Source organism: Mycobacterium sp. E3305, from assembly GCF_001666785.1.
Taxonomy (GTDB): domain Bacteria; phylum Actinomycetota; class Actinomycetes; order Mycobacteriales; family Mycobacteriaceae; genus Mycobacterium.
This window is the reverse complement of sequence record NZ_LZJA01000230.1, coordinates 1-3367: the sequence shown is the minus strand read 5'-3', so window position 1 is coordinate 3367 and position 3367 is coordinate 1. Positions and strand designations below refer to the sequence as shown.

The 3367-nt window shown below is 75.1% G+C and carries 1 protein-coding gene; it reads right to left on the bottom strand.

The features are described from left to right. On the bottom strand, window positions 1-3367 hold a 3367-nt coding region (locus A5701_RS21360; protein WP_156670194.1), incomplete at both ends, for a type I polyketide synthase.

Here is a 3367-nt window from a genome sequence, read left to right as displayed (position 1 = left end):
GTGACGCCGGAGCCGATCTCGGTCACCAGGCCGGCACCCTCCGCGCCCAGCTGCGCGGCACCCGGGTACATGCCCAGGGCCACCAGCACGTCGCGGAAGTTCACCCCGGCGGCGGCGACCGCCACCCGCACCTGGCCGGCGGCGAGCTCGGCCGGCGGGCCCGACTGCACGGCCAGGTCCTCCAGCGTTCCGGCGTCCCCGACGGCCAGCCGCCACACCGACGGCGGCCCGGGCAACGGCAACAGCGGGTGCGGCTTGAGTGGCTGCAGCCGGGCGCCGTAGGCGATGCCCCCTCGCACCACCAATTGCGGCTCCCCGCAGCCGATCACGGAGGCGAGATCGAGCGATCCGTCGGAGTCGACCAGCACCGCCCGGCCCGCCTGCTCGGCCTGCGCCGAGCGCACCAGCCCCCACACCGCCGCGCCGGCCAGGTCCGAGACCTCCTCGCCGGGCAGCGCGACCGCGCCGCGGGTCAGCACCACCAACGGCCCGGCGCCCTCAACCCTGGACTGCAACAAGCCCAACGCCTCATGGGTCGCGGCGTAGACCGACCCGACCACTCCGTCGCCGTTCGAGGGCGGCCGCCACACCTCGGGATCGGCCCCACCGGCGTTGTCCGCCAACGTGATCGGGGACCACACCGCCTCCAGGAGTTCGCCGCCGCCGGACCGCGCCGCCGCGGCCGCCGCCAACTGGGCGGCCGACACCGGCCGCGTCACCAGCTCCCGCACCGACAGCACCGGCAGGCCCGACGAATCGGCCAGTTCCACCGACACGGCGCCCTTCCCCACCGGTGCCAGCCGCACCCGGACCCGGGACGCGCCGGCCGCGTGCAGGCACACCCCTTGCCAGGAGAACGGCAAGACGGCCTCGGCGTCCTCGTCGGCCACACCCAGGGCGTGCAGCGCCGCATCCAGCACCACCGGATGGATCCCGAAGCCGCCCACCGTGACACCGTCGTGCTGCGGGGCCTCGACCTCGGCGAAGATCTCGGTCCCCCGGCGCCACACCTTCCGCAGGCCGCGGAACGCCGGTCCGTACCCGTAGCCGCGCCCCGCCAAATCGTCGTAGGCGCCGGTCACGTCGACCGCCGCGGCGCCGACGGGCGGCCACACCGACAGGTCCGCGTCCGGCGCGGGCGAGCCGTCGCTCACCACGCCCTGGGCGTGCAGGGCCCAGTCGGGACCGGCCTGCGAATACACCGCCACCGCACGGGATCCGGTCTCGCCGGCGGCGTCCACCAGCACCTGCACCCGCACCCCGCCGGCGGCCGGCAGGGGCAACGGGGCCGACAGCGTCAGCTCCTCTATCACCGGGCAGCCGACCTCGTCGCCCGCCCGCAGCACCAGCTCGACGAACCCCGCGCCCGCGAACAACACGGTCCCGGTCACGGCGTGATCGGCCAGCCACGGCTGGGCGGCCGTCGACAGCCGGCCCGTCAACACCACACCGCCCGAATCGGGGCGCTCCACCACCGCGCCCAGCAGGGCATGCTCGGCGCCGGTCAATCCCAGGCCCGCGGTGTCCCGGCCGCCCACCGCCTCCGGCGACAGCCAAAACCGGCGCCGCTGAAAGGCATACGTCGGCAGGTCGACGCGGTGGGCGGTCAGGCCGGTGAACGCCGCGGCCCAGTCCACCCGGGCGCCGGAGACGAACAGCTGGCCGGCCGCCAGCAGCAGCGAATCGACTTCGGGACGGTCCTTGGACATCGACACCGCCGCCACGGCCGGCTCACTCGCCAGGGACCGCTCCACCGCGGCCGTCAGCGCCGCGCCCGGGCCCACCTCCACGAAGGCGGCACCGCCCAGCGATTCGGCCACCCGCACGCCGTCGACGAACCGCACCGGCCGGCGCACGTGCTCGACCCAGTAGTCGGCGGACCCGTATCCGGGGCCGGCCAATTGCCCGGTCACGTTGGACACCAGGTCGATTCGCGGCGCGCCGGGCGACACCCCGGCCACCACCGCGGCGAACTCCACGATCATCGGCTCCATCAACGGCGAGTGGAACGCGTGCGAGACGGCCAACTGCCGCACCCGCCGGCCGCAGTCCGCCAGCCGATCCGCCACCGTCGTCACCGCGGTCCGCTCACCCGAGAGCACCACCGCGTCGGGGCCGTTGACCGCCGCGAGGCTCACGTCGCCGTTGAGCAGCGGCGCCACCTCGGCCTCGGTGGCGCTCACCGCCACCATCACCCCGCCGGCCGGCAGCGCCGCCATCAACCGCCCACGGGCCGCCACCACCCGCGCCGCGTCCGGCAACGACAGCACCCCCGCCACACAGGCCGCCGCGATCTCCCCCACCGAGTGGCCGATCACCACATCGGGGATCACCCCCCAGGACCGCCACAGCGCCGCCAGGGCGACCTCGAGCACGAACAACGCGGGCTGGGCGAACTCCGTGCTTTCCAGCAGGTCCGGGTCGGCGCCCCACATCACGTCACGCAGCGGCAGCCGAGCGTGGCCGTCCACCGCCGCCACGGCCTCGTCGAAGGCCTGGGCGAAGGCCGGAAAGCGTTGGTACAGCTCCCGTCCCATCCCGAGCCGCTGGGAGCCCTGGCCGGGGAACACGAACACGCGCTTACCGACCGGGCGGGTTCGCCCGACCGCCGTGCCCGGGCCGGGCGCCCCGGACGCCACCCCGGCCAGCCCCGCCATCAGGGCGTCCCGGTCGCCGCCCACCAGCACGGCGCGGTGCTCCAGGGCCGCCCGGGTGGTGGCCAGCGACCAGCCCACGTCCACGGCGCGCAGAGCGGGCTCGGCGTCCAGGTATGCCAAGAGCCGCCCGGCCTGCGCGGCCAACGCCTCGGCGGACCGGGCCGACACCACCCATGGCAGCACCGCGTCCGGTTGATCATGTTGAGCTGCAACGGGTTCCGGCTCGGCGGGCGGCTGCTCGACGATGACGTGGGCGTTCGTCCCGCTGATCCCGAACGACGACACCCCCGCGCGGCGCTGTCCGTCGCGCGCCGGCCAAGACCGGGGTTCGGTCAGCACCGACACCGCGCCCGAGGACCAGTCCACGTGCGGGGACGGCACATCCACGTGCAGCGTCTTGGGCGCCACCCCATGCCGCATCGCCTGGATCATCTTGATCACGCCGGCCACCCCCGCGGCGGCCGACGTGTGACCGATGTTGGACTTGATCGATCCCAGCCACAGCGGCCGGTCCGCCGGCCGGTCCTGCCCGTAGGTCGCCAGCAGGGCCTGGGCCTCGATCGGATCGCCCAGAACCGTTCCGGTGCCGTGGCCTTCGACCACGTCGACGTCCGCACCGGTCAGCCCGGCGTCGGCCAGGGCCGCCCGGATCACCCGCTGCTGGGACGGCCCGTTCGGTGCGGTCAGCCCGTTGGAGGCGCCGTCCTGGT